Raw genomic sequence first — 24,231 nt, 5'->3', positions numbered from 1 at the left:
CAGGAGATAAGAAGAATACCCGATATTCGAGAGAGATTTCCGTGCATTGACAAGATAATCACGACTGGATCTATAGGATTCTTGAAGAAACTCATTCGAGAAGGAATGATTGACAAGGGATACATATCAGGGGTGGTGGATGACCTGATTTCAAGGAAACGGTGGATTCCTAATGGGCTGATTCTTACTCTCAATGATCTCTGAATTAGAAGAGGTCGTCCAAACTTCGTGCGTCTCTATTCCTCAACATGTCCCTTAGCGAGTGTTTTGCTCCATTCTTTGTTTTCAATAGTTCGAGAGTGGACCCTTCCTCGCTGATTGTATCTATCAAACTGCGAGTTTCACTGTTTTGGTCTACATAGTTGTGAGCTTTGATCATTGACGAATCTTGCCTAGCAGATGTGGAATCTATAAAATAAGTATACTGCGTCTTGTCGAATCTCTTTGCTGGACTTGGAGTGCTGTCGGGGCTTCCCCCACCCATATGTAGATTCCCGATGATGTCAATTCCGTGACCATACAAAAGAAAATCGTCTGCTGGATAGAGTTCCTTGTTCACAAGAGTCGTCCGTCTCGTGTTTACGGAGTACAGAAATGACTCATCATAATATCCATCATTGATAATCTTTTTCTGAATATCACGGATTAGGTCTGATTTCGTGCTCGACGCGCATGTTCTATAATCTACAACAAATGAAACTACATCCTGGTTGCGGAAATCATCGACCAATTCTGAAAGGACGTCCGGAGGTTGTGACAAGGGCAAGTAGCCCATTATCAGCTTATTATTCAGTGTGCGAATCTCTTTGATGTACCGTCCATTCAATCTTTTAACCTCTACAACCGAGTCCGTAGATTTCCATGCGCCTTCCCAATTTGGCAAAACAAGAACGTCTGAATTGACGTAATGGATGGATTCCATCTTGCTGAGTTGTTTGTCTGAAATGGATTTATCATTGTAAGTAGGTAGCATCACATTGATAAGGTCTCTAGACCTCTTTTTATGAGTTTCATTCAGTGAGTTGGTCTTTTTTGGTTCTCCTTTGGCGTCCTTCCCGAAGTTCCCCACAAGAATCTGGTCCAGGTATTCTGCATTAAACTGGACAGTAAAATCAAAGAAATCTCCATTTGGAATAGTCTTCTCGACCGTCTTGCAGGGCGTCAGTACCTTTCGACCACATAGCTGAAGCTCCAGTACCCTTGCATTGATATTCTCGTCCACTGGTCCCGGCCTAATTCGATAATCTGAAATAGTTTCACCTTCACCCACTTTGATGAGTGTTCTTACTCCAGATATTTAGGTGCAACCTTAAGACTTTAGGTGCAAGAACGACTTCTGGTGCAAAGCCCCTCCATGAGAGACAAAGTAAGGGATAGGGAAGGGATTTTTCAGCTCTTCATGATGGCCAGCAGGAAGACTCCCACGGCTATCAGGGCCCCGATGAGCGCAGCCAGTATGTTGACGAAGGCGACCCATATCACTTCGGATATGTCCACTTCGACGCCGGCCGTATCCATGTACCCCAAGTAGGCCCAGACCAGCCCTACTAATAGGCCGACCACCAGTAAGACGACACCGATCATCCTGCTCTTGCCGCTTCCGAAATATGCCGTAAAAACCCCAGCCAGGAGCATGAATAGGCTGAAAGTCAGCAGGAGCACCGTCAGGAATTCCATCAGATCCATTCTTGATCACCTTTCGTTGATATTCATCCGAGGATATTGGTGTCGATGACCAGTAGGCGAGGTCCAGCCCTTCCTTCCGTGCCTGGCACGGCCTAGGAGGTCAGGAACGGTCCCTGTGCCATTCGTTCACCTTGGGCGTCCTCTAAGGTTTTTCACTTATTATATTTTTCCTCCCAGCCCTCGCATCATTTGAACTCATCCAGTGGGGCGGGCGGTCGTCACAGCAGGGGCTCCGCCCTCTCCCGCACCATCTCCCAATCGGGGACGTTGGTCAGGGAGCCTGGTGAGGAGATGGCGTAGGAGGCGGCGGCGCACCCTAGCGCTCCGCATTCCAGCCACCCCATGCCCCTGTACAGCCCGGCGTAGAAGCCGGCACGGAAAGCGTCCCCAGCACCCGTGGGGTCCAGTACTTTGGCCTTGATCGCGGGCACGTCCACCGTCTCGTTCCTGGTCATTATGCGCGCGCCTTTGGCCCCCAGGGTGCTCACTACCACAGGAATGTGGGTCAATAGGTTCTCCGGGTTCTCCTTCCCTATGTAACGGAGGGCTGTGGCCAGCTCGCTCCGGTTGCAGAAGAACACGTCGGAGGATCCCAGGGCCTTAACGAACTTTGCCTGGTCCCACACGTGGTGGATCTCCTGCGCCGGGTCCAGCGATTTCTTCTTGCGCAGCATGAACGGTTGGGAGAGCAGCCTCAGGTAATAATCGGGCGAGCCGGTCATCAAGTGGACGGCGAGGGCCTCCTTGGCCGCCTTAACCTGCAGAGGGTATGAGCCCATGCCGGCCATGGCTCCCTGATAGACGTAGGCCACCTGGTCCTCCCGGTCGTCGGTGGCTATCCATACCGTGGGCGTCTCCTCTCCCTCCACCTCCACCAGCTCGTCCAGTATGACCCCTTTGGAGACCATCAGCTCCCGGAAGGCCGGTGGCAGGTCCTTGCCGACGTACGACACCAGGGCGGTGGGCACTCCGAGGGCCGAGGCCATGGTGGCTACGTTGGCCCCGGTGCCTCCGAAGAAGCTCTTCTTGCTGAGCACATTAGCGGAGGTGTTCCTCTCCGGCAGTTCTTTCAACCTCAGGATTTGGTCGATGTTAGTGTGACCATAGACGCACAGGAAAGGCTCCATCAGGTGCCCTCCTGCCAGTCCTCAAGGTATTTTTTCTGTCCGGGGGTCAGTTCATCGATGCTCAATCCCATGGTGCGCAGCTTGATCCTGGCCACCATCTCGTCTATCTCCGGCGGCACGGGATACACCTTCGGTCCCATCTTCGAATGGTTCTGGACCAGATGCCCTAAGGCCAAGGCCTGTATGGAGAAGCTCATGTCCATTATCTCCACCGGGTGGCCTTGCCCCGCGGCCAGGTTCATCAGGCGGCCTTCGGAGATCAGATAGACCTTCCTCCCGTTCCGCAGATCGTAGCGCTCCACCTGCTCCCTGACCCTTACCGGCGGAGCGGCCAGCTCTTCCAGGGCCTTCTTGGACACCTCGTTGTCGAAATGGCCGGAATTGCCCAGGACGCAGCCGTCCTTGATGACCGCGAAATGCTCGGCCCGCACCACGTCCTTGCAGCCGGTGACGGAGATGATGATGTCCGCCCGGCGGACCGCCTTCATCATGGGCAGGACCTGGTAGCCGTCCAGCCGGGCCTCTATGGCCCTTATCGGGTCCACCTCGGTGACTATGACGTCAGCCCCGAGGCCCTTGGCCCTCATGGCCACCCCCCTTCCGCACCAGCCGTAGCCAGCCACCACCAGCGTCTTGCCGGCCACCAGCAGGTTGGTGGCGTTCATGAAGCCGTCGAAGGTGCTCTGGCCTGTGCCGTAGCGGTTGTCGAAGAGGTACTTCATGCGGGCGTCGTTGACCGCCATGACCGGGAACCTCAGCTCGCCCTGGGCGGCCATGGCCCTGAGGCGTATCACCCCGGTGGTGGTCTCCTCGTTACCCCCTCTGACCTCCTTTAGCTGCTCCCGATGGGTGGTGTGCAGCATGGTGATCAGGTCAGCCCCGTCGTCGATGACGAACTGGGGGTGCATGTCCAGAACGGCGTTCAGGTTCTCGTAGTACTCGGAATGGCTCTCCCCCTTCCGGGCGTAGACCTCGACGCCCCTCTCCTCCTTGAGCGCCAAGGCCACCGAGTCGTCCGTGGACAGGGGGTTGCAGCTGGCCAGTCGTACCTGGGCCCCGGCCCGGGCCAGCGTCACTGCCAGCATGCCGGTCTTGGCCTCCACGTGCAGGGCCATGCCCACCTTAACGCCTTTCAGGGAGCCTTCCTTTCGTAGTGCTTCCCCCACCTCTCTAAGCACCGACATGTGCGCCTCCGCCCAGCTTAGCCGGCGAGAGCCTTTCAACAGAAGTTCTTGGTCCATGCCTATCCCTCGGTTCGAGCGGAGCCTTTCTCCTTGAGCTCATGACATATGCGATCCAGGACCGCGTTCAGGTTCCTTCGGTTGTCGAAGGCGGTCAGCACGCGGTGGGCCTCTTCCTGGTCGTTCTTGAATCTCTTGACCTGGGCGATGATGTTCGGCACCGCCCTGGTGATCTCGTCCACCACGGCCACCGTGGCCGTCAGGCTGGTCCGGGAGAGCGGGTTGAGGTCGATGGATATGACCTTCTTTCCTGCCCGCACCATGGCCTCGGCCCGGTCCCCGTCCTCCAGGGGGATGAGCACCACGTCCGCGGCCAGCAGACCCTTCCTGGTGCATCTGGCCCGGTCGGAGGCGATGCCTTCCAGGATGCCGTCCTGTTGTCTCCCGAGGACCTTCTCGCCGCTCTCCCTCTCCACGAAGGCACACACCTTCTCCACGCGCTCATCGCTGCGGTGGAACAGGTTGACCTCCAGGGGGGCGCCGGAGGCCCGGGACAGTTCCCCCAGGTCCCTGGCCGCCAGGGCGGCGGCGTTGCCGTTGACGGTTATAACCGGTCGCTCAGCGAGGACCAGAAAGGCAGCGGCGGCCCTCTCCGCTGATTCGGCCTCGGGGACGGTCCTCTCCCCCAGCAGATAGTCAAAGGCCTCCCCCCGGCCGTGGGCGATGAGCCCGGTCGTGGAAACCACGCCCTCGCCAACCATGGCCGCCATTCGTTCCCTGGTGATGAGGGAGCGATATCTGGGATGGTCCTCGGATATCTTCACGGCCGGTAGAAAGCGTAACATTGACATAAACTGTGCGCCTCCCGTACGATGCCGTGTCACAGGCCCTTATGATAATGTTATATATCCAGAGGTTGGAGTGTTTTAGGCAAAGGTTATAACCCTTGAGATGTCAAATAAATATACCTTTGCGTAATGCTTTTATAGTTGTTTTCTAATCCTCTCTCTCAACACCGGTTAACAAACGGTGATTATGGTGGGCCATGCAATTCCTTGGGAACGTGCAGGAAGTGACCGTGGATGGCAATCTGGTGGTCCGCGCCGCCTTCACTCCCAAGCTTCGTGACAAGGTCTGGGACAACCGCAAGAGATTGATGGGCGGCGTTGTCAGGATCTTCGGACCGGTGGACTCGCCTTATGTGACCGTTGAACCGACCGGAGACACCAGCCTGCTGTCTGTCGCTGGAAAGCAGGTGTATATTGATGGGGTCGATGACCATGGTAGTGGCAAACAAAGAGAAAGGGGCAGAGGAGATAACCCGGTGCCCAGAGTGCAATAGCGCGCATCTGGTCAGGGACTATGAGAGAGGCGAGCTGATCTGCGAAGAGTGCGGATTAGTTATCGATGACCAGTTCATAGATCTGGGCCCTGAATGGAGGGCCTTCGACGTGGAGCAGGGCGAGAAGCGGGCCAGGACCGGAGCGCCCATGACCTACACCATCCACGATAAGGGACTTTCTACCGAGATCTCCTGGAAGAACAAGGACTCCTATGGCAAGAGCATCCCCACGAGGAATCGTGCCCAGCTTTACCGCCTTAGGAAGTGGCAGCGGCGCATCCGGGTCTCTAACGCCACGGAGCGCAACCTGGCCTTCGCCCTCAGCGAGTTGGACCGTATGGCCTCGGCCATGGGTCTGCCCCGCAACGTGCGCGAGACCGCGGCCATGGTGTACCGCAAGGCGGTCAACAAGAACCTGATCCGCGGGAGGAGCATCGAGGGCGTGGTCGCCGCCTCGCTCTACGCCGCCTGCCGCCAGTGCAACGTCCCCCGTACCCTTGACGAAGTGGCCAGTTCCAGCCGCGTTGGCCGGAAGGAGATCGGGCGCACCTACAGGTTCATGACCAGGGAGCTTTCCCTAAAGCTGATGCCTACCAAGCCCCAGGACTACGTGCAGAGGTTCTGCTCCGAGCTCAAGCTGAGCGGAGAGGTCCAGTCCAAGGCCGCCGACATCCTGAAGGACGCTAACAAGAAGGAGCTGACCTCCGGGCGCGGCCCCACGGGCGTCGCCGCGGCGGCCATCTACATCGCCAGCATCCTGTGCAACGAGAGGCGCACCCAGAGGGAGGTGGCGGACATCGCCGGGGTGACAGAGGTCACCATCAGGAACCGTTACAAGGAGCTGACGGACAAGTTGGGCATAGAGATACAGCTCTGACCCGCAAACCTCTTATCTTTTCAACATTTTAAAGGAGAGCATTCAAGTGCCTTTGAGAGGTGAGCCGTTTGAAGGTTAGGAAGTTCAAGAAACTAATACTGCTGCTACCGTCGGCAGGCGTGATCTTCGCCGGCCTCATGCTTATAATATCCCCGGTAATGGCCATGTTCTCCTTCAAGACCGTGGGCACCATCGAAGGCATATTCATGTTGCTCGTCTTCACCGTGTTCGGGATCTGGGAGATATCCACCTCTCGGGCCATCGCCGGCACTCAGATCGGGGAGTGGCCGGGGGTCATGAAGGCCCTGGGCATTGCTGTCGTGCTGCATCTGTTCCTGCTGCTTCTGACGGCGGACCTGATATTACAGCTGAACTTAGCTGCGCTGGCCTTGGAGGCTTTGGCCATCGTCCTGCTGCTCATCTACCGCAAGGCCTTCATGCCTAGCAAGGAGGAGGTGGAGGCTTCCCTGAAGCGCTTCGGCCGGACCACGGTCAAGGTCGTGTCCCAATGCCCCAAGTGCTCTGGTGTCGTGGATATCGATTGGGTGCGGTGCCCCGATTGCGGTACGTACCTGCCTCACATCTGCGCCAATTGCGGCACCGAGATCAAGGAGGGGGAGCATTCCTGTTGTCAATGCGGGACCGTCATCGAGAATTCCCCGTCGCTGCTCAAGATGGTGGAAACGCTGCGGAAGACCGCGGAGTCCGAGGCTGCGCCAGAGACCCGCTCGGCCCACTACGCCCGATTGGGCGACGGGCTGCTGAAGGCCGGCAAGCCGGACGAGGCCGTGGAGGCCTACCGGACGGCCATCAACCACACCAGGTACGAGCGCAAGCGCACCAACCTCATGGTCAAGATGGCCGTGGTCATGGCTAACAAGGGCCATATGGAAGAGGCGGACAAGCTCCTGACCGAGGCGATGAGCCTAGACCCGGAGGACGTGGCCGGGGCCAAGAAGGTCATGGAGTCATTGAGGGCCGAACCGACCTGTCCCGCTTAAGGCCGCACCCTGGTCAACTGAACGTAGCGAAGGTCCTGCCCCGAGCTGGCGAACAGTATCTCCTTCTTCACCCCGTGCGCTAGCCTTACCGCCCGGGATATCTCCGCCCATACGGTGGAGTAATCGTCCGGGACCACGTGCACCAGGTATCGTGAGTGATGCTTGGAGGGGTTCCCCTCGTACACCCGGAAATGGGTGCCGTACTTGAAACCGGTCTTCACTACCATGCCCCGAGACCGCAGGTCCTGGTAGGCCCTCATGCGCAGCTCGAAATCGGGCTGGGAGCGCTTGGCGCTGGTCAGGAACCCCTTCTCCCCCATCTTCTGCCCGGACCGGATGGAGCGCACCTCCAGCCGTCCCTTCTCGATGAGGTAGGCCGTCTCTATCAATGAAAGCTGGAGCATGGGGCCGATCTTCTTGCCGTAAAAGCCGTTCTCGTATAGGCGGTCGGCGTCTTCCCCGAGAACGATGACCGCGTCGTCCAGCAGCGCCCCCTCGGCAGTGGTGGGCGATTCCTCCGTGACCCCGTGCGGATCGGCGCTCTCCACGGTGTAGTAGGTGATGTCCCCTTCCTCGTCCACCACGCCCAGCAGCAGCTCCTTGCGCGTCCGCTGCGAGGTCTCGCTCTTCTCCTGCAGGGCGGCGATGTTGAAGATGTCTCTCTCCGATATCGCCAGCACCCAGTTCTGGGCCTGCGAGTTGTGCGGGTTGGCCCCGCGGGAATAAACCCGGAAGTTAAAATCCCCCTGGTCCAGCTTGACGATGTATCCCCTCTGCCTCAGGTCGCGGTAGACGATGTACCGGGTCTGAAGTTCTTCCACGGAACGAGCGACCCGCCGATATAGGGTGGCGTGGTCTACCTCCTTGCCGGCGATCTGCACCTTGAGCTTGTCGCATTCCAGGAGGTAGAGCGCTTCCAGGAGGTCCAGCTCCAGTCCGCCTCCGGGGCGGGGGTAGCCGTAATAGCCCTTGTTGTATACCTGGCTACCCTCGGCCATGTCGGCGATGATAACGCTCTCGCCCACCAGCTCACCTACCATGCCACTTGAACGATGTACCTTAGATAAATGTTCCCGCCCCAGCATTTATTATATATATAGTATGTTCACAATTAGTAGATGTAAACAATAAGTTGCATAGTTGGTGGAACATGGACGAGCTAGACATGCTGTTGTCGGTCATAGAGAACCCCACTCGGCGCAGGATACTGGAGGCCTTGGTGCGCGAACCGCACTACCCTCTCCAACTGTCCCGGGAGCTGGGGCTCAGTCAGCAAGGGATAATGAAGCACCTGCGGATGCTGGAGGACCTGGAACTGATCAGTTCCTTCTCTGAGGAGAGCGACCAGGGAGGTCCGGCCCGTCGTCGTTACTTCCCCACCACCGGGTTCACCGTGGTCGTGGACATCGGGCCGGGGCTGTTCAACACCGAATCCACAACCCGACACATAGAGGAGCATGCCGAAGAGACGGGAGAAGGCGGAGGAGGCGGGAAGCTGTTGGGCCTCAGGATGCGCCTGGGAGAGATAGACCGGGAGATGGAAGGGATCAAGGAGCGGCGGGCCCAGCTCATCAACGACAAGGAAACGCTGCTGGAGGAGACTGGGCGCATAGTGGAGGCGGAGTACCACGACTATCGCAGCCGCAAGATCGTTTTCGAATACGTCCTGCACCCGGAGATGGAGCTAAAGGAATTGGCCCGCAGCTTGGGGTTGCGTGACGACGCGGTCGACAAAATCATCGGCCCACTAGAGGCAGAAAAAAATGACGGATGAGGGAAGCGAATTAGACAAGTATCTGAGGGAACTGAAAAGGATAGGCACGGACCTGGACAAGGCCATGCGGGCCGCGGCCAAGGACATGGACCGCTTGGGACGTGACGCGGTGAAGGATGCGGCGGACAACGCTAAGCTGGGCGGGAAGGAGGCAGAGCAAGCCCTGTTGCGTTTGGAGAAGGAGCTGAAGGAGGGCGGCCCTAACATCAAGAAAGAGATGAACGACCTGCAGCGCCGCATGACCGAGCTGGCCGCAAGATTGGAACAGGAGCTTGACCGACGAGTTAAGTAAAGTATATATAGAAGCACAAATACTATACTACATCACTAATAGTATACAACTATTGGTTGATATGTAAAAGGAGATGATGGGAAATGCTAGGTTTGATTAAAGGGCGCGTGGAACTGGTCCCCCAATGTTGCAACACGGGACCGGTCTCGATGTTCAAGGACGTGGAACAGTTGATGAGCGCTTTTCATCCCATGTTCGCGTTCGAGGACGACGATCGGCCGGTAGCGAAGAATGCCAGGATGGCCATGGTCGATCTCAGAGAGGAGAAGGACCGCTACGTGGTGCAGGCTGACCTGCCGGGGATGGCCAAGGAGGACGTCTCCATAGAGATGGACGACGAGACGCTCCACATCTCCGCCTGCAAGGAGCAGGCCTCGGAAGAGAAGGAGGAGGGATACATCAGGAAGGAGAGGGGTAGCCTGTGCTTCTTCCGCCAGGTCCCCCTTCCGAACGACGTGGACCGGGAGAACGTCAAGGCCCGGATAGAGAACGGCGTTCTGGAGGTCTCCCTGCCCAAGGCGCAGGCGACCGAGGAACGTAGAACGAAGATAGCGGTGGAGTGAACATCCCTATCGTTGAACGAAAGAGTGAGCTGAGATGAGCACATCTGACAAGGTCTTGAAGGTCGCTGAGGCCAAGTCCAAGGATGCTGGCCGAGGCATCGCCCGCGTAGATCCCGCCGTCATGGAGGTGCTGGGGCTGGCCGCCGGGGACGTGGTGCAGGTCGAGGGCAAGAAGAAGACCGTGGCGTTGGTGTGGCCGGGTTACAACGAGGACGCCAATCGCGGGATGATCCGCATAGACGGCACCATCCGACGGAACGCCCAGACCAGCATGGACGAGAAGGTCGCCATACGCAAGGTGGTGGTCAAGCCGGCCCAGAAGATCGCCTTCGCCCCCACCGAGGAGCTGAGGATCATGGGCGGCGAGGAATACCTGGCGCAGATGATGGAAGGCCGGGTGTTCACCCGCGGCGACATAGTGGAGCTGAACGTCATGGGCAGGCGCATCGACCTGGTGGTCATGTCCTACCAGCCGGGGGCGGACGCCGTGCTGCTTACCAGCGGGACGGAGATCAAGATCAGCGATAAGCCGGTGAAGGAGGCCGCGACCGGCGTGCCCAAGGTCACCTACGAGGACATCGGAGGGCTGGGCGACGAGGTGAAGAAGGTCCGGGAAATGATCGAGCTTCCCCTGCGCCACCCGGAGCTCTTCGAGCGCCTGGGCGTGGAAGCCCCCAAGGGCGTGCTGCTGCACGGCCCGCCAGGGACGGGGAAGACCCTCCTGGCCAAGGCCGTGGCCGGCGAGACCAGCGCCAACTTCGCCTCCATCGGCGGACCGGAGATCATGAGCAAGTTCTACGGAGAGAGCGAGGAGCGCCTCCGGGAGATATTCAAGCAGGCCGAGGAGAACGCCCCATCCATAATATTCATCGACGAGATCGATTCCATCGCTCCCAAGCGGGACGAGGTCAGCGGGGAGATGGAACGGAGGATAGTGGCACAGCTGCTGGCCCTGATGGATGGGCTGCAGGCCCGTGGCAAGGTCGTGGTGATAGGCGCCACCAACCGGCCCAACGCCCTGGACCCGGCCCTGCGCCGCCCGGGCCGCTTCGACCGCGAGATAGAGATCAACATCCCCAACCGCGAGGGCCGCTTGGACATCCTGCAGATACACACCCGCGGTATGCCTTTGGCCGAGGACGTCGTGCTGGAGAAGCTAGCTGATCTGACGCACGGTTACGCCGGAGCAGACCTGGCCGCCCTGTGCAAGGAGGCGGCCATGCACTCCCTGCGCCGCATACTGCCGGACCTGGACCTGGAGGCGGACAGCATACCCATCGAGGTGCTCAACCGCATCACCGTGCAAAAGGACGACTTCTTCTCCGCCCTGCGGGAGATGGCCCCGTCCAGCTTGCGTGAGGTGTTCATCGAGTCCCCCAACCTGCACTGGAACGATATCGGTGGGCTGGAGGACGTCAAGGCGGAGCTAAAGGAGGCGGTGGAGTGGCCGCTGAAGTACGCCAAGCTGTTCGACCATATGGCCGCCGAGCCCCCCAAAGGCGTGCTGCTCTACGGTCCGCCGGGGACGGGGAAGACCATGCTTGCTAAGGCCGTCGCCACGGAATCGGAGAGCAACTTCATCAGCATCAAGGGCCCGGAGTTCCTCAGCAAGTGGGTGGGCGAGAGCGAGAAGGCGGTGCGGGAGACGTTCCGCAAGGCCAGGCAGGCTGCGCCCTGCATCATCTTCATGGACGAGATCGATTCCATCGCCCCCACCCGCGGATGTGACTCGGACTCGCACGTCACCGAGAGGGTCATATCCCAGCTGCTGACCGAGCTTGACGGTCTGGAGTCCCTGCACAACGTGGTGGTGATCGCCGCGACGAACCGTCCGGACATCATCGACCCAGCGCTGCTGCGACCGGGGCGCTTCGACCGCCTGATACAGGTGAAAACCCCCGACCTGGAGACCAGGAAGGCCATACTGAATGTGCACTTCCAGCGCAAGCCCCTGGCCGAGGATGTTAACTTGGACGAGGTGGCGCACAAGACGGACGGCTACACCGGTGCGGACCTGGCGGCCATCGCCAACGAGTCGGTCATGAGCGCCATTCGCGCAGCGGTGGCCGAGGGCAAGGGCGAGGACCCGGAGGCCATGAAGGACACCAGGGTGAGCATGAAGCATGTGTTGGACGCGGTGGAGAAGCACCGCCCCATATCCCTTCAGGAGCTGAACAAGTTCCAGAAGATAGCCAAGGATTTCGAGTACGTGAGGTGATGACATGGTGAAAAGAATGGGCGGAGGCGATTGGAACGACCTGTTCCAATCCTTCGACGAGGACTTCGACGTCATGCGGGAGCGCATGGACCGGTTCATGGAGGCAGCGCTGCAGGGGACCGGCGCGGAGCCGTTGGTCTACGGCCTCTCCGTGTGCACGGGGGCGGACGGCCGCCCGGTGGTGCAGGAGTTCGGGAACGTGCCCCGGGACGGCGCTCCCGACCTCAATTGCCGGGAGCCCCTGACCGACATCGTGGAGGAGGGGGACAAGGTCAAGGTGATCGTGGAGCTGCCGGGAGTGGACAAGCAGGACATCGACCTGCGCTCCGAGGGAAAGGAGCTGAACATCTCCGTGGATACGGAGAGTAAGAAGTTCTGCAAGAGCCTGGACCTTCCCTGCGACGTGGTGGACGACAGCGCTGCTGCGGAGTACCGGAACGGCGTGCTCACGGTGATCATGGACAGGGCTCCCAAGGTGCGCCGGGGGAAGCGGATCGGCATCGCCTGAGCGAGGGGGCTGGCCCCCCTCCTTTTTTTAACAAACATTATATAGAAGTTATAGCGAATTACAGTCGTGCAGCGCGAGGAGCTCATAAGGTCAGTGCGGGAGCTTCTGCTCCGTTCAGGGTTCAAAGCCTCCGTGCCCCTGAGGCTTAGGAGCATAGCCTTTGACGTCGTGGCCCGCCGCGACCTGAGCCTGTTGCTCATCAAAGTTCTAACTAACATAGACGCCTTCTCCAAGGAGAACGCCGAGGAGCTGAAGGTGCTGGCCGAAGCGCTGGGAGGCTCGATCATGCTGATTGGGGAGCGTTCCGGTTCGGGCGACCTGGAGCAGGGCATCGTCTACTCCCGTTTCGACATCCCCATCATTGCCTTCTCCACGATGAAGGACCTGCTGATGGATGACGAGCCGCCCTTCATCTTCGCCGCCCCTGGCGGTCTCTACGTCCGCCTGGACAGCGAGCTGTTGCACCGCATCCGCGAGGATCGCAGCGTGAGCCTGGGAACGTTGGCGGAAGTGGCCGGGGTGTCCCGACGCACCATCCAGATGTACGAGGCGGGCATGGGGGCCATGATCGACGCGGCCCTTCGCCTGGAGGAGTACCTGGGCAATCAGATCGTGGTGCCGGTGGACCCGCTCAATTACAAGCCGCTGCCCCACGAAAGCAAGCCCTTGAATATGGAGAAGTGCGACGAGTTCAGCAAGAACATCTACACCATGCTCATGCAGTTGGGGTTGCTGATAAAGCCCACGGCTAAGTGCCCCTTCGAAGCCCTGACCGTGGACAAGGAACTGCTTATCCTCACTGGACTGGGGAAGGACGAGGCGCATCTGGCCGACAAGGCCAAGATGGTCTCCGACCTGTCGCGCATCACCGGGAAGGAATCGGTTATATTCATCGAGCGGTTACACACCAGGAAAAGCATCGAGGGCACGGCGCTCATCGGACGGGACGAGCTGAAGAAGATCCAGGAATCGGAGCGCCTGCGCAAGATGGTCAACGCCCGGAGCGAAGTGGATGCAAGAGATTAGGGTCAACGGTTCCCTGGTCAGGGTGCTGCCCGTGATCAAGGGGTTGGTGAACGAGAGGGACAAGGTGCGCGCGGCCATATCCGATATCCGGCCCGCGGCCGTGGGCGTTTCCATATCCAAGGAGGAGCTGGAAGGGTTGTATTCCTACGAAGGGGAGGAGATCGAGCTGAGCGACCTGGAGGAGGCCTACAAGGCCGGCCTGGAGGAGTTCGGGGAGGTGCAGCTGCCCCCGCCCTGCTACATCGAGGCCGTGAAGGTCTGCGACGAGCTCGCCATCCCCCTCATCCCCGTGGACATGAACGAGGACCTGTTCTCCGAAAGATATTGCGAGCTGATCGGCGGGTTCGAACTGATGAAGGAGTCCTATTTCTCCCATCGTCTGGCGAGAAAGAAGTTCGATCTGGCGAGCGCCGAGGCCTTCGTGCTCGATTACGACCGCAAGGTGAACGGAGGGCAGGGGATCCGCACCCTCAACCTGGAAAGGGAGAAGCACATGGCCCAAACGGTGCTGGACCTGGCGGCCAGCCGCCCGAACATACTGGTGGTGGCGGAGCTGGAAAGGTCATCGGGACTGGCAAGCAACCTCGAACGCCTGGCCGGCGACGGTAGTCATTAATAGCCAGGAAATTGTTTTGTCGGCCATGGAGGGTGGGGGTCTATCGATCTCGGAGCGTTTCACGCGCAAGGTGGACGCCTTGGCCGATCTCTTGGAGAAGGACCGGCTGAACCTGTGGCAGACCTTCGTCTACGTGTTGCTGATCGCTCTGGTCAGGGACCTTTCCGAGTACTACCTCCTGGACAAGGAGTTCGTCAGCACCTCGCACCCCTGGATATTCAGCATCTCCCACCACGTGGCCTTCTTCGTCCTGACCTACCTCGGCCTGGTGCTCATATTGAAGGTCTTCTCGGGGTCCGGGCTGCGCAAGTGCATCAACTACACCAACTGGTACTACTGGATATTGCTCCTTCCGCCCTGGATCGACCATTTCCTGTTCGGCCAGACGGTGAACTACGCCTACTTCTCCTGGACGGACTTCCTGGCGGCCTTCTTCCTTCTGGGGGGCGAATCCTTTCATCCAGGACAGGGCGTGGAGGTCGTCGTGGTGCTCTTCGCCCTCTTCGCCTACGTGTTCTGGAGGCATCGCGAAGACCTGCAGGACCTGCCAGGCCGAAGCTGGCTGGTACTGCGCCTGGGGTTGATGGCCGTCTTCACCATCTCCGCCATGTTCGTCCTGGGCACCCCGGGCGCGTACATGCCAGTGGGTTCGGAGAACGGCCTTCCGGTGTTCCCTAATTTCGACAGCACCAAGTACGTCCAGTTCCACCTCTTCATCTTCGCCTACTATTATCTGACCACCGCCCTGCTGGTCCTGGCCCTCAGCTATATCGCCCTGCGCAATGTCTTCCGGAAGGAAGTGAGCGCCCTGCGACCGTATCAGACGGCTTTCTTCGCCGCCATCGTGGTAGCCGGGATGGCCCTCTCCTGGCAGGGGTGGGGGGAGCCGGCGCTGGTAAGCAATATCCTGGACCGGCCATACTGGGTCAATCTATCCTATGTGCTGACGACGGTCGTCTCGGCCGTCCTCGCCTGGCAGGCTAGCGTTATCTGGAACGACCTCAGCGATCGACAATGGGACTCCCCAGCCAAGCGGGGCAGGGTGCTGGCCTCGGGACTGTTGCCCCCGCGGGTCCTGAAGGAGGCCTCGGCGGTGATGGCCTTGGTGGCCTTGGCCGTTTCCCTCCTGTTGAGCGTGCAGCAGTTCATCGTGATGCTGGCCATCCTGGGGATGGCCTTCATCTATTCCTTTCCGCCCATCCGCTTCAAGAACGCCCTTCTCAGCCCGCTGCTGATGGGTGCCGGCACCTTCCTGGCCTTCATCTACGGGGCGCTGACCCCGTTCAGCGAGGTGGGCTACGCTGGCAATATCCCTTATCTCACCGGAGAGGTGGTGTACCCCTCGCTCTATTCGGACATCTTCCTGGTGGGTGCGTTCATGTTCATAGGCCTGGTCGTTGGATCTATCATCACCGACGCTGACGGCTATGACGAGGATAGGTCCGGGGGGGTCCGGACCGTCTACACCGCCTTTGGCCTGGAGAAGGGGGCGGACTATGTGGCCGTGCTGATATTCCTCTCTTCCCTGACCCCGCTGGTCCTGTTCTCTTCCTGGATGGACGTGCTGGTCTTTCCTGTGCTGGGAGTCGTAGCGGCCCTGCGCTTCAGAAAGGTCCGGTCGTCCCGGGCGGTCATGCCCATCGCCCTGATCGGGCTTCTGTACGCCGCCCTGCGCTTCCTGTCGGTCATCTAGTCCAGAGAACCGAAAAGCAGGCGGTGGAAACGGGGGATGGTCATCATGAGCAGGCGCTGCCAGTTCTCCTCTCCCAAGGCCATACGGGTCCAGGCTTCCACGTACGGCTGCTCCTTCCTGACGGTGCGGAAGAAGGCCCCGGTGTCCACCACGCCTAGCAACCAGTGCAGCACCGGGGATATGACCGCTGCGGCCTTGATGTCCCGGACCACCGTGTCCTTGACCTGGCGCTCGTAAATCCTGGTGGCGTCCTTCTGGCCGTGGTTTACCAGATCGACCGCCGCTTCGCTGGCCAATATCGAGCTGGCCAGACCGTGGGACAGCCCCTCCCCGCTCAGCGGGGAGACCAGGCCGGCGCTGTCCCCTACCAGCATTACGTGCGAGGTGGATAGGCGCTTCCGCGGGAGTATGGGGATGGGGTGGGCCGACGGCGCATTGGCCTCGACGGCCTTGGCGTTGCTTCCGTTCACCACCGTATCGAGACCGACCAGCAGTTCGGCCTTGGTGTAGCCGTGGCCGCCCACACCGAAGTTAGCCCTTCCGCGGTAGGGGAACATCCAGCCCATAAGAGGGAACATCGGATAGCGCTTGATCCATTTCGTGGGCGTGTCCAATAGGAAGACCTCGATCTCGTCCCCGGGGTCCTCGGCCGTCCGCAGCACCGACCTGAGGCCCATGGCCTTGCCGTCGTGTGGGGGCGGGCCGAACAGGCGCAGGGCGTTGCGGCTGCTGACCCCCTCGGCGATTATGCCACATTTGGCCTCGACCCTTTCGGAACCAAGGTCAAACGTCACCCCCTGGTTGTCCGTGATGCGTTCGACCGAGGTCCCGATGCGCACCTCGGCCCCGGCTTTCTGGGCCATTTCGAGCAGGTAGCTATCGAAGTTCGTTCGGTCCACCGTATAGGTCAGGCAGCGGTCGAAGCGGAAGCGCTCCTGGAAGTCCCGGCCCACGACACGAAAGCCCCGGACCTCCTTCTCCACGATCCTTTCGGGCAGGTCGAAGTCCAGGCGGGAGGCCGCCCGCAACAGCACCCCTCCGGCGCAGGTCTTGGTCCAGGGGGGGACCTGCCGCTCGATCAGCACCGTGGATAGCCCGGCCTGGGCGCAGCGCTTGGCGCAGTAGGACCCGGCCGGTCCTCCTCCGGATATGGCCACGTCGTACACAGCCCGACCGTCGCTACTTCTTGCGCCTGCGGTCCACCTTCCTCATCGCTCCTTCGACGACCACCAGACCCAGCATCCCGAATAGCGGGAACAGTATGGATAGGTCGACGTTCCCCGACTGGATGTTGATGGCCGATTCTCCGGTGGCCAGCATGTTCAGGGATTGCTCCTCCCACTGCCAGCCGCCTTCCAGGGGTTGGTTGCGGTAAAGCCAGACGGATGTCGCGGTACCGCCGCTGCGTCCGGGGGCAAAGCCGATGGATATGGCGATGTCCACGTAGCCGTCACCGTTGAAGTCTCCTAGGGCGATCGCTTGGGCGTTGTATATGGCATTGTTCGTACCGACGTTGGAGGCCATTTTTGAGGTATCGACCGATACTACCGAGTCGAAAGCCGCACCGGTCCCAGTGGCGATCATTATGGTCTGGGTGGTGTACCCGTCCCCGACCCTGGTGGTCCCGACGACGATGTCTGGGTATTGGTCAGGCAGGTGATTGGTCGCCGAACTACCCACGTCGCCTACCTCCAAACAGGTGATGTACTCACCGGTTCCGACGTTGAAGTTGACCGTGGATTCCGAGGCCGTAGGCCAATACACCGTTGGTGAGGTGTGGACCATTGCCATATAGTTGATCATAAGGGAATTGTTGGTGACGTCGCTGGTTGACGAGTCCACGGCCGAGATCTTGATGTAGTACACTGCGTTGGAGGTGTCTGGGAGCATGATCGAGTACGTGGTCTCGGTGGTACTGTTGTAGATGAAGGCCGGGTACCAGATGAAGTTGTCAGTGGAGTAGTAGACGTTGAACGCCTCCCCCGTCGTCTTGATATTGGCCGTCATGGTCAACTGATGCAGAATCTGGGTTTGCACGTTGGGTATCTCCAACACCTGTTCCATCCAGCGCGTCTGGGCGAACTTGACCTCCAGGTGGATGTAGTCGAACTGGACAGTGCCCTGGCCGTTGTTGACGAAGGCCACCCTTAGGTTCGTCAACTCGCTCCAGGTGTCGACACCTTGCAGGTATAGGTTGTAGGTGGTGTTGACGTTCAATGATGAACTGGTTGGTAGGATGCTCGTCGCATAGTAATTGGTTCCGTCCACAGAGTACATCAGATAGTTAGTACCTGTGTAGGTGGCGGTCGCAGAATACTTCACCTTTAGGATCACCTGGGTTACTGGCTTGGTGGAATAGGTGCTGTCGATGGCGAAGGTCCTCATGGCCATGGTCTGTCCTATGTCCACGTTGTATGTCGTCGTCGTCCCATCATCGAACTTCAGGTTGTTGATATTCTGACCAGTGTTGTCGATGTACGTTCCGGAGGTCTGCTTCTGATCGGGCAGCCCGAACATGACCGAGGTGTTCTTGTAGACCTCCGTCAGCGTCTGGTAGTTGCTGTCTATTAGCTGCAGGTTGGAAAGGCTCCCTTGGATGTAGGCGCTGACATTTGCTTCGTCTGTATATTCTTTGTTGGGGTACTGCATGTAGGTCGTCGGGGTCGAGGGCATGGTCCTGATGACCGTGACCGCGTTCACACCGCCTGAGATGTAGGTGGACGTTCTGATTATGTCCGGGTATCCATTGCGGTCCACGTCGGCGATGGTGACGGAGGGCGACCTTTGGGTGTGGTCCCAGGGATTGGTACCGGCAACTGTGGGCACGCTAGCAGCTGCGACCAAGGAGGCGGCACCGAAGGCATCCACCTTTGGCTGGCTGGAGGAGCCTATGACGTTGTACCACTGGTTCAGCCAGATCTTGGTCACGCCGGTCTCGTAAACCGCCACGATGTCGTCCACACCATCTTGGTTTAGATCGCCTACGGCCAGGTCCATTGCGGCCGGGTTGGCGTTAGTGTTGGTGTATGTGGCCGTTCCGGACAGCTGGGTCCGGGTCCAGCTACCATCGTTCCAGAAAATGTAAACGCCACGGTTGAAGAACATGCCGTAGGAATCTGAGTAGTCAGCGCTGCCTGGCGAGTTGGCCGAGGTGAAGACCACCGAGTGAACGAAGGACACCACTAGGTCCTGCTTGCCATCTCCGTTGAAGTCGCCGTTCTGGATCGCTCCCACTATCTCGTTTTGGTTGTAGTAGTAATTGGAGCTGTACCTAGAGATGAAGCTGCTGCGGTCGCTTGACCAGACGGTCACATCCTCGTTGGCCGTTCCGGTGTCGCTGCTTCCGTACCAGGTGGCCACCCAGCCACCGTGGGAGGTCATGTCGGCCTGCAGTCCAGGGTAGGCATCGAAGGCGCTGCTGATGAGGTATGGTGAGGAGGACCACTGGCTACCGTCCACATCCTTGTTCCGATACCAGGCCAGAGCCACCGAAGTGTCCTGATATCCGACCACGACGTCCTGGTAGCCGTCATTGTCCACGTCCACCAGGCACATGCCCACTGGGCCGGCGTAAGTGTCATCGTCGATGGAGATGCGCTCCCACTGGTCGAACTTCTCGCCGTTCTTGAACCAGGCCAGCTGATTGTCATTCCAGCTTGCCCCAGAAGCACTCCAGGTGAACGACCCGGCGCCTATGCTGGCCACGATATCCGTGGTGGTCTTGGGCGCGGTGACATTGAACTGGAGGTTCATGTTGTAGTACGTCTCACCTGTTCCGTAGCTGCCGGAATCGGAGAATATCGGTATGTATAGCGTATAGGAGTTCCTGCCCGCCAGCCACCAGGCCTGGTTGGCCTTCAGCAGGTTGATCTGGATGGTATATACGCTGTTGAGGTTGTTGTCATATACTCGAGTAGGACTGAGCGATGCTTTGTCCGTCTTGTAGATTTGCGACAACGGTTCGTTCCTCGCCAAGGTGGGTACTGGGGCTGAGAAGTACGTGGTGGGCGTAGCCGGGGTCTGCTTGATGATGTACTTGCCGGTGTAGGCGTCCACCTGGAGGTCGTATATGATCACCTTGCTGATGTTCAGGTCCACATCCTTGGTGAATATCTTTAGGTAGACAATGTCGGTATGCTGGAAGCTGGTGCACGGCTCCAGCATGGATGTGGTCGTGTTTAGTTTATAGGTCTTCAATATGGGATAGGTGGCCCCAATGACCTTGATGGTGTCGATTATGTTTACCACCGTGCCGGTGTTGTCCCGCAGCACTATCTGGATGGGGAACGTCAATAGTTGTTCCGGTGCGGTCAGGTTGATGATATAACGATGGAACGTCGCAAATATTCCACCGTAGGAGAAGGCGTTAATTAGTTTGGTCTGCGGGGAGATAATCCCACCGGTGGTGGGGCTGAACATGTAGAAGGAGTTGTCTACGGCTAGGTTCTGCAGCTGGTTGCTGTACACCTCGATGTAGAAGGCCTCCTTGGCCTTGAAGAGGTTGGTGATGTTGTCGTCCGAGGCCCTCCTGATGTAATAGAAGGTCGTGCCCTTGCTGGTGCTCTGCCCGCCGCTGGCGTCCGGGGGATAGGTTCCGTTCACGAAGTAGCTGGAGTAGTTGTAGAAAGGACCCCAGTTGGTAGTGGTGTTACCGCTATTGACGGACTGCGTCGCCGACAGGGTCATCATGCTGGAGCTGACGTGCCCCTCGAGGTCCGAGGCGTATATGAGAACGGTTTTTCCATCGAACGCATATTTGCCGGTCTTGGCGGCGCTGACGAACTTGCCATCGTTGTCTATATCGGTTAGGGTGATGACCCCCATACCGATCGCGGTCCCGTCGATGTAGACGCTAGATTTGTTCAGGTCCCCGTTGGGGTCCATCACCGAGACGAAGAAGGTGAAAAGGCTGCTATCGACGATGGGGGAGGGGGTGGTGCCACGTACGGTGATTATGGGGGCGTACGAGCCACTGAACATCCCACCTATCAGGTCCGTCTGCCAGACGATGACGTTGTTATCAGTATCGACGATCATTATGCTGACGGTGGTGTCCTCGGTGATCCCGGTTAGATGATATGACCAGACCTCGCCAGCGGTCCATTCGTCCCCGACCGAAGCGGACATGTTGGTATAGATCAGATTGGTGCCGTCGGTGTAGATGTAGAAGTTGGTGCTGGAGTTGTACAGGGTTTGGCCGCCCTCGTGTGTGAGGTATATCCAGCGGGCTCCGCCCGACACCTCGGATATCTCGTAGCTTATGTCGGCGAAGGTGTTGTCCTGGGGCTCGGGCATGGTCCCGACATAGTACATGATGCTGGAGAATAGGGTGACTGTGATGGCCAGGATGAGCAGGTTCCCGATTACATCGGATACTGCGCGCTTACATCTTCTGAGCTGCTTATCGAATCGTGCCATGGATGCCCCTCCTTAAGGATAGCTTACGCTCCTGAATATAAACAATGCGGCCCATCCATATATAATATTTATCAGAATAATATAGAAAAGTGGACTGACGTTAGTATTCTATGCCTTTTCTGGCCACCAGTCCCTGGTCGTAGGGGTGCTTCTCCATGGTCATCACCGTGACGATGTCCGCCTCCCGTACGAGCTCGTCTGGCGCGTTACGGCCTGTGCAGACCACTTCCACTTCCTTCCCCCGTCCCCTGAGCGCCCCTATTACTTCGCCTGTCGGTACAAGCTCGAAATATGCGGCCACGTTCACCTCATCCAATACCACCAGGTCGTACTCCCCGCAGCTGAGCGTCGACCTGCAGAACTCCAATGCCCGCCGGGCGCAGTCCACGTCATCCTGGCAGTGGTGGCCCTTCCGAATCAGCTTTCCCGACCCGAACTGGTAGACATCTACACCAATCTTCCTCAGGGCCTGTATCTCGCCGTAGTCCTCGCCCCTCTTCATGAACTGGACCACGCAAACCCTGAGACCGTGTCCCCAGGCCCGAAGGACCAGCCCTAGGGCGGCGGTGGTCTTGCCTTTCCCCTCGCCGGTGTACACGTGCAGTAGGCCCAGTTCGTTCCTTTCCATGCTATCGCACCCTTCATTCGGCTCCAGCAATTTATATATTGCATCCCGGAGTAAGGTTTGTTCCGATGATAGAACTGGAGATCAAGGTGCCCTGCCCGGACCTGGAAGCCCTGGAGAAGCGCCTGATCGAGATGGGCGCCAGACTGGCCGGTGACCTGGACCAGGAGGATGTCTATTTCTCCCACCCCTCGCGGGACTTCGGGATCACGGACGAAGCGCTGCGTCTGCGGAGGGAGAACGACCGCTCGCGCATCACCTACAAGGGGCCGAAGCTGGACCAGGACACCAAGATGCGCGAAGAGATCGAACTGGACGTGGAGGACCTGCCTCGCATGTCCCAGGTGCTGGAGCGGGTAGGGTTCAGACCTCACTACCGAGTGATCAAGCGCCGCCGCGTCTATCTGCTCCAGAGCGTCCAGTTCTGCCTGGACCGCGTCGAGGGACTGGGCGACTTCGTGGAGATGGAGTACGAGGGACAGGACCTGGAAGAGGGGAAGAGGAAGATCATGGAGCTGAAGCGCCAGCTGAAGTTGGAAGGAAATGAGCGGCGCTCCTACCTGGAGCTCCTTATGGAAAAGAGGTGAGCGGGACGCTCACATCGTGCGTATCTTCTCGATCACGAAGTCCTTGATGGCCTTGTCGTCCGGTATGGTCACGGACTTCTTGAATCGTTCGGTGCCGTCGGGCAGGTAGTACCCGCGGGACAGGGAGATGAACTCGTTCTCTCCGTCCTCGGTTATGGCCTTCTTCCGCGCCACTTCTATGAAGTTGTTGCGGCCGAAGGGTATCTTCTCGGAGCTCAGTGTCACAAAATCTACTTTCTTTCCCGGCGCATCGTCATCCATTGCGGTTGCCTCCGTTTTGATATGTATGCAACATTTGATAAAATTATAAAGGTTTGCCTTACGGATATTTTATTCTGGCCGTCGTAGCGCATGAAATGATCTCGCTGGTTTTCCTCTCGTTCAACTACTATCGACAGTTAAAAATAGAAAAATCGGGATGGCGTGGGGTATGGAAGAGCAGGCTCCGCGTTCTTATTGCTCGCACTGCGGCGCATCATTGCCTGCGGACGCCCTGTTCTGCCACCGCTGCGGGCAGACCACCCAGCCATCGGGCCAGGACGTGAGGGGGCAGTACGCCTATTATGCACCGACCCCCGTGCCGCTGAAACGGAAGAGCAGCCTGCAGACCACCAGGGAAGTGCTGAGAGGCATCGGCGCGGTAATGACCCTGATCATCCTGACCCTGGTCACCGTCAACGTTGGGCTCATGATATGGGGAGCGGGCCTAGTGATACCGAAGGCCCTGGAAAGCACCACCTCCCTCTTCCTCGCCCTCCCCTGGCTGGTACGCATCCTTAGCCTTCCCGGCCTTTCCTTCGTGATCTATTACGTGCTGTTGATCGCGGCCGTCCTGCTGTCATACCTTTTCATGCTGGGCCTGGGCCGGAAGGAGTTCCTGAAGGAGCTGTCCTTCAAGGAGACCAGGCATTCGCCGGCCTACACCATCTCCACCCTCTTCATGGCCATCCTGACCATGAACACCGGGTACTATGTCCTCATCGGCCTGTTCGGGGTGGACGCCTCCTCCGGCGGATCGGAGAACGCCGCCCTTTGGGAGCTGCTCTACAGCTTGCTGAGGGCCTCGGTCTGGGAGGAGGTCATATGCCGCATCCTCTACATCGGCCTGCCTCTAGCGGTGGTGTACGCGGTAAAGGGCAAGGCCGCACCCTACGGACGCTATATCTTTGGCGGAGGGTTCCAGTTCGGCACCTGGGAGAAGGTGTTCCTAATATTATCCGCGTCCATCTTCGCCATAGCCCATGTGTTCAGCTGGGACCTCTACAAGGTGCTGCCCACCTTCGTGGCCGGCCTGGCCCTGGGATACTTGTTCCTGAAGTACGGGGTCTATGCCAGCATCATGCTGCACTTCTTCATCGACTACCTGTCGATGCCCACCTACGTCTGGCCGGGCACGGGCACCGACCTGTTCTTAGGCATCTTCCTGATAGTGGCCATGGTGGTAGGTTTCGTGTACATGGTCTACTACTTCTTCCGCGCCCTGGAGCTCTTCAGCGGCCGCAGCATATGGCGCTGGGAGAGCAAGAGGCCGGTGGCCGCCTATTATCAAGCCAGCCCGTCCGCTCCGGCGTACCAGCCTTATGCCGGACCGGCCCACAGCCCCTCCTTCGGGTTCGTGTGCAGGCATTGCGGTGGCACCGAGGCCAGCTACGCTGACGGTAAGTTCAGGTGCTCCCGCTGCGGAAAAGAGAACTGAG

Annotated in this window: 24 protein-coding genes; 14 read left to right on the top strand and 10 right to left on the bottom strand. The window is 58.8% G+C overall.

Annotated features, from left to right (window positions below; genetic code table 11):
• Window positions 1–204 (top strand): hypothetical protein (locus tag NT131_08770; protein MCX6651727.1); only part of this gene is annotated, 204 nt, incomplete at its 5' end.
• A 1-nt stretch (window position 205) separates the two neighbouring features.
• Here the strand turns inward: NT131_08770 and NT131_08765 are convergent.
• The 5 genes from NT131_08765 to NT131_08745 form a co-directional block, all read right to left on the bottom strand.
• A complete protein-coding gene (locus NT131_08765; protein ID MCX6651726.1) occupies window positions 206–1,270 on the bottom strand; it encodes a hypothetical protein in 1,065 nt (354 codons plus the stop codon).
• 119 nt (window positions 1,271–1,389) lie between these two features.
• Window positions 1,390–1,686, bottom strand: a complete 297-nt coding sequence (locus tag NT131_08760) for a hypothetical protein (GenBank protein MCX6651725.1) — start codon at window positions 1,684–1,686, stop codon at window positions 1,390–1,392.
• A gap of 218 nt (window positions 1,687–1,904) precedes the next feature.
• Window positions 1,905–2,813, bottom strand: coding sequence for a carbohydrate kinase family protein (locus tag NT131_08755; protein MCX6651724.1), 909 nt, complete (start codon window positions 2,811–2,813; stop codon window positions 1,905–1,907).
• Entirely contained in the window at window positions 2,813–4,054 is a 1,242-nt protein-coding gene (locus NT131_08750) for an adenosylhomocysteinase (GenBank protein MCX6651723.1), read from the bottom strand. Before NT131_08750 ends, NT131_08755 begins: the two co-directional genes overlap by 1 nt.
• 2 nt (window positions 4,055–4,056) lie before the next feature.
• The gene (locus NT131_08745; protein ID MCX6651722.1) at window positions 4,057–4,818 is read right to left on the bottom strand and encodes a phosphopantothenate/pantothenate synthetase; all 762 of its coding nucleotides are present in this window, start codon (window positions 4,816–4,818) and stop codon (window positions 4,057–4,059) included.
• A 221-nt stretch (window positions 4,819–5,039) separates the two neighbouring features.
• Here NT131_08745 and NT131_08740 point away from each other — a divergent pair, with 221 nt between their 5' ends.
• The 3 genes from NT131_08740 to NT131_08730 all read left to right on the top strand — a co-directional run bounded on the left by NT131_08740 (window position 5,040) and on the right by NT131_08730 (window position 7,214).
• Window positions 5,040–5,336: a Gar1/Naf1 family protein gene (locus NT131_08740; GenBank protein ID MCX6651721.1), complete on the top strand. Its 297-nt coding sequence runs from the start codon at window positions 5,040–5,042 to the stop codon at window positions 5,334–5,336.
• A complete protein-coding gene (locus NT131_08735; protein MCX6651720.1) occupies window positions 5,275–6,213 on the top strand; it encodes a transcription initiation factor IIB in 939 nt (312 codons plus the stop codon). The genes NT131_08740 and NT131_08735 overlap by 62 nt, the downstream gene beginning before the upstream one ends.
• Window positions 6,214–6,281: 68 nt before the next feature.
• Entirely contained in the window at window positions 6,282–7,214 is a 933-nt protein-coding gene (locus NT131_08730) for a tetratricopeptide repeat protein (GenBank protein ID MCX6651719.1), read from the top strand.
• Here NT131_08730 and endA read toward each other — a convergent pair.
• Window positions 7,211–8,254 carry a tRNA-intron lyase gene (gene endA, locus NT131_08725; protein ID MCX6651718.1) on the bottom strand — a complete coding sequence of 348 codons (1,044 nt, stop codon included), beginning with the start codon at window positions 8,252–8,254 and terminating at the stop codon, window positions 7,211–7,213. The genes NT131_08730 and endA overlap by 4 nt on opposite strands.
• Before the next feature lie 110 nt (window positions 8,255–8,364).
• Here endA and NT131_08720 point away from each other — a divergent pair, with 110 nt between their 5' ends.
• From NT131_08720 to NT131_08685, 8 genes are all read left to right on the top strand, one after another.
• The gene (locus tag NT131_08720) at window positions 8,365–8,988 is read left to right on the top strand and encodes a helix-turn-helix domain-containing protein (GenBank protein MCX6651717.1); all 624 of its coding nucleotides are present in this window, start codon (window positions 8,365–8,367) and stop codon (window positions 8,986–8,988) included.
• Window positions 8,978–9,280: a hypothetical protein gene (locus NT131_08715; GenBank protein MCX6651716.1), complete on the top strand. Its 303-nt coding sequence runs from the start codon at window positions 8,978–8,980 to the stop codon at window positions 9,278–9,280. Before NT131_08720 ends, NT131_08715 begins: the two co-directional genes overlap by 11 nt.
• Before the next feature lie 83 nt (window positions 9,281–9,363).
• Entirely contained in the window at window positions 9,364–9,843 is a 480-nt protein-coding gene (locus NT131_08710) for an Hsp20/alpha crystallin family protein (GenBank protein ID MCX6651715.1), read from the top strand.
• Window positions 9,844–9,877: 34 nt separating this feature from the next.
• Window positions 9,878–12,061, top strand: a complete 2,184-nt coding sequence (locus tag NT131_08705) for a CDC48 family AAA ATPase (GenBank protein MCX6651714.1) — start codon at window positions 9,878–9,880, stop codon at window positions 12,059–12,061.
• 4 nt (window positions 12,062–12,065) lie between these two features.
• Window positions 12,066–12,569, top strand: coding sequence for an Hsp20/alpha crystallin family protein (locus NT131_08700; protein MCX6651713.1), 504 nt, complete (start codon window positions 12,066–12,068; stop codon window positions 12,567–12,569).
• A 66-nt stretch (window positions 12,570–12,635) separates the two neighbouring features.
• Window positions 12,636–13,595, top strand: a complete 960-nt coding sequence (locus NT131_08695) for a transcriptional regulator (GenBank protein MCX6651712.1) — start codon at window positions 12,636–12,638, stop codon at window positions 13,593–13,595.
• Window positions 13,582–14,211, top strand: coding sequence for a hypothetical protein (locus NT131_08690; protein MCX6651711.1), 630 nt, complete (start codon window positions 13,582–13,584; stop codon window positions 14,209–14,211). The genes NT131_08695 and NT131_08690 overlap by 14 nt, the downstream gene beginning before the upstream one ends.
• A 25-nt stretch (window positions 14,212–14,236) precedes the next feature.
• Window positions 14,237–15,904 (top strand): UbiA family prenyltransferase, encoded by a 1,668-nt coding sequence (locus NT131_08685; GenBank protein ID MCX6651710.1) that lies wholly within the window; start codon window positions 14,237–14,239, stop codon window positions 15,902–15,904.
• Here NT131_08685 and NT131_08680 read toward each other — a convergent pair.
• From NT131_08680 to cobO, 3 genes are all read right to left on the bottom strand, one after another.
• Window positions 15,901–17,070, bottom strand: coding sequence for an NAD(P)/FAD-dependent oxidoreductase (locus NT131_08680; GenBank protein ID MCX6651709.1), 1,170 nt, complete (start codon window positions 17,068–17,070; stop codon window positions 15,901–15,903). The genes NT131_08685 and NT131_08680 overlap by 4 nt on opposite strands.
• 13 nt (window positions 17,071–17,083) lie before the next feature.
• The gene (locus NT131_08675; GenBank protein ID MCX6651708.1) at window positions 17,084–21,322 is read right to left on the bottom strand and encodes an FG-GAP-like repeat-containing protein; all 4,239 of its coding nucleotides are present in this window, start codon (window positions 21,320–21,322) and stop codon (window positions 17,084–17,086) included.
• Window positions 21,323–21,422: 100 nt separating this feature from the next.
• Window positions 21,423–21,980, bottom strand: coding sequence for a cob(I)yrinic acid a,c-diamide adenosyltransferase (gene cobO / locus NT131_08670; GenBank protein MCX6651707.1), 558 nt, complete (start codon window positions 21,978–21,980; stop codon window positions 21,423–21,425).
• A 35-nt stretch (window positions 21,981–22,015) separates the two neighbouring features.
• On the opposite strand from cobO, the gene cyaB reads away from it, so the two are divergent.
• Window positions 22,016–22,534, top strand: coding sequence for a class IV adenylate cyclase (gene cyaB, locus NT131_08665; protein ID MCX6651706.1), 519 nt, complete (start codon window positions 22,016–22,018; stop codon window positions 22,532–22,534).
• A gap of 9 nt (window positions 22,535–22,543) precedes the next feature.
• Here cyaB and NT131_08660 read toward each other — a convergent pair whose 3' ends face one another.
• Window positions 22,544–22,795: a hypothetical protein gene (locus NT131_08660; protein ID MCX6651705.1), complete on the bottom strand. Its 252-nt coding sequence runs from the start codon at window positions 22,793–22,795 to the stop codon at window positions 22,544–22,546.
• A 169-nt stretch (window positions 22,796–22,964) separates the two neighbouring features.
• Between NT131_08660 and NT131_08655 the strand changes: the two genes are divergently transcribed.
• A complete protein-coding gene (locus tag NT131_08655) occupies window positions 22,965–24,230 on the top strand; it encodes a CPBP family glutamic-type intramembrane protease (GenBank protein MCX6651704.1) in 1,266 nt (421 codons plus the stop codon).
• The last annotated feature ends 1 nt before the right edge of the window (window position 24,231 follow it).

It is taken from the genome of Methanomassiliicoccales archaeon (assembly GCA_026394395.1).
Classification (GTDB): Archaea; Thermoplasmatota; Thermoplasmata; order Methanomassiliicoccales; family UBA472; genus UBA472.
This window is presented reverse-complemented; position numbering and strand designations above follow the sequence as displayed.